1 protein-coding gene is annotated in these 3,194 nt (G+C 41.0%); it reads left to right on the top strand.

Annotated features, from left to right (window positions below):
- Positions 1-574 precede the first annotated feature (574 nt).
- On the top strand, positions 575-2,836 hold the full coding sequence (locus Pmgp_RS18920) for an AAA family ATPase (protein ID WP_192903033.1): 2,262 nt from the start codon (positions 575-577) through the stop codon (positions 2,834-2,836).
- Positions 2,837-3,194 lie beyond the last annotated feature (358 nt).

Here is a 3,194-nt window from a genome sequence, read left to right as displayed (position 1 = left end):
ATCATTTCCTTTCCTCCTGTACGCCTGTTAATTTCCAGTTACAGTGTACAGGATTGGTTTGATCGGGTGGTCAACTTTTTGGTGATCAATGGGTTAAAATTGGTACACTTTTAGTTTAGCAAATACAGTTTGCACATAATTGCTAGTTCAGGCGGTTCAGAGACCAGGCAATTCGTACCTATGTAATGAGTTTTAGGCTTTATCTGCAGCTTGAAGCGCCGAAGACTTATGCTGAAATCTAGCCAAAGTTTATACAGGAAATCAAGACTATCGACAAGTTTGAGGACATATCAAGCCTCATGACGGCTGTGTATGGAGTGCTGACGAACGCTATTGCATCTTAGTCAAATCGGATGATTTCATGGAGGATCTTGAGAAGTACATATCTTGAGAAGTACATTATGAAGCCAGACAAGCGATTCAATGAAATTTCCAAGAAGATTAAGATATACAACTTGCGTTAGAATGTGAATCTATCTGCTACCGATAACGCACTAACAAATATAGCTGAGCATTTGGATTCTATTCGAAATAAGATGTAATTTGTTTTTGTGTACAAAAGGGGCTGATTGAAGTGGCTGTAGGATTCACCGTCAAGCTTGATGTCAATAACTTCGGTCCGCATTACGGTGATAAGAAAATTGCGTTTTCTGATGAAGTTGATTCCAATAAGGCGATCTTCTTTGCTACCAATGGTACTGGGAAGTCGTTTATTAGTCGTGCATTTCGTCTCACTTCTACTGAGAAGCAGACTGAGCTTGCCGATGATTTGCTCACATTAGGACAGGCATCGGGGAGCTTGTCATTTCGCATCATAAACGCGGGTATTGAGAGAAAGCTGTCCGTTTCTGTCGAAAAAGGCAAAACCCCTTCGATTCAGAACAATACCGGTTTACTCTTCCATGTGTTTAATAGCGATTTCGTGGAAGAGAACATCAAGCCGAGGCACTACACTCCTGATGGAAACATTGAAGGCTACATCTTGGGGAAAACGCAAATTGACCTGACCGCAGAACGAGAGCGCGAAAAAAAACTTAAAGAAGAGCTTGGAAGTATTGGTAAAGAAATTGACGCAGAGGTTAACAAAGCAAAGCGGGAGTTGAGAGATCAGGGGGTTCTCCCTTCTACCAAAGAATTTAGCCTTATCGAAGAAGGTCGACTGCGCGGGGACGAACAGGTTGGTTCAGTTGCGTCATTTGATGAGATAGTAGCGCAGCTTGACGCCTTATCTAAAGTTCCTGAAAAGCTTGATGATGTTCAGTCGCCTACGCTGAAAGTTGATCAATCTGTGTTCGGCGAAATAATCACTTTGCTGACAACGAAGTACCCCAAAACAGAATGGGATGAAGAATTTGTTGCGGGAATAAAAGCAAACCGAGCCTTTATTGAAAAAGGTCTTGCTTTATCCGGTGATGAGAACGTCTGCCCGTTCTGCAAGCAACCATATGGAACCGATGCATTGGCTCTGATTCGTGATTACAAAGCTTACTTAGCTGATAAAGAAGCAGAACTTCTACGAAAGATCGAGCTTTGCGGAAAAGGGATAAGTGGCATAGTTGATTCTCTAAAAGGAAGCACCCAATCAACTAAAACGGCTGTTGCTGATATTACAAGCTTAAAAAAGTATTTTCCATCCCTTGCCGAGGTCGAACTTGAAATCCCCGAAGTCAGCGATGACGGAATACTGAGCTTCAAAGCAATAATTGAAATGCTTGACGATAAAGCTGCCGATCTATCTAAGACATTCCCAACGATAAACGATACTATTTCAACGTGCAAAACAGCTATCAAGGTTGTTGAGGATGCGATAACACACAATACACAGACTATCAAAGCAGTAAACAAAACCAAACAAGATAGTACGGGCGAGCGTCTTTCTCTTCGCCGAAATCTATGCAAAGCGCAATTCTTGAAGTATCGCGCAAAACTCAAGCCGCGTTTTTCGGAGTACGATGACGAGAGTAAAGCTCTTCGAGAACTGCAAGCAAGTATCGTGGAGAAAGAGCAAAAAGTGCGGATCAGCAAGCGAGATAAAGTCTATGAAACGATGACTTTCTTTCTTAATCGCTTTTTTACGGATAAATATAGTATAGACAAAGATACTTTTCAAATTCGGTTTTTGGGGAGTAACGTCGGCGATAAAGCATCCAGCATACTAAGTGACGGAGAAAAGAGCATTGTCGCTTTCTGCTTTTACCTTTCGTCTACGCACATTCTCATGGAACGCGAGGATGATTATAACAAACTGTTTTTTGTAATTGACGATCCAATATCAAGCATGGATTTTCACTACGTTTATGCTGTTGCCCAATCGCTTAGAGACATCAAGGCATTCTTTGGCATTACAACACATGAGCGGATTTGGGTATTCACGCACAACATGGAGTTCCTGAGCATTATCGCTCGGAACTACATAATCAGTAAAGCGTATGTGATGAAGCCCGGAAGTATTGAAGTATTAAAACACCAACTGCTTATGCCGTATGAAAGCCATTTGAAAGATATTGTTGAGACCGCAAATGGCAGTCAGCAACCGTCACATACAACAGCTAACTCTATTCGGCATGTTCTTGAAACAGTAAGCCGTTTTGAATACCCTGAAAGAAGTATAGAAAAATACATTGCAGAGAACAGCATTCTCTCGCAAGACTCATGTATTTTCACACTCTGTCAGGATTTATCGCATGGAGGAATTCGCATTCAGCAATCATTCTCAGCCGAGATCCTTGTAGCTGCCTGTAAAACGGTGGTTGCTTTCATGAACTCCAAATATGAAGGACAAGTTAAAGCCATTCCCGTGATGGCAACGAATACTGATCATATAAATAATACATGAGCTCTATCCTAGAGTCGGCTACCTATCTGTGCTTGGGAAGCAGTTAATTTCATTCCAGATACATAAAATGAGCATTCCCGAAATTTAAAATGCTCTTTGAGCTTCGGGTTAGACCAGTACTATGTGTGTGGAAAGCAAGATCGAACTTCACATAATGAATAGTAAATTATCCAAAGTCAATAAAACAAAAAATAGCTCTACGAAAACGTGAGCTGACTTTGGATAATTTCATTGGACTAAACCGCTGACGGCTAGTTTCTATGGGGAAATTAAAAAATTCATCTTACAATTGAATGACAAATATTGACATGGCAAGGTCGTTAATGCGCAAAGGTGGTTTCAAAGGAATAACAATTAC

Origin of the sequence: Pelotomaculum propionicicum (assembly GCF_004369225.1) — a bacterium.
Taxonomy (GTDB): domain Bacteria; phylum Bacillota; class Desulfotomaculia; order Desulfotomaculales; family Pelotomaculaceae; genus Pelotomaculum_B; species Pelotomaculum_B propionicicum.
This window is presented reverse-complemented; position numbering and strand designations above follow the sequence as displayed.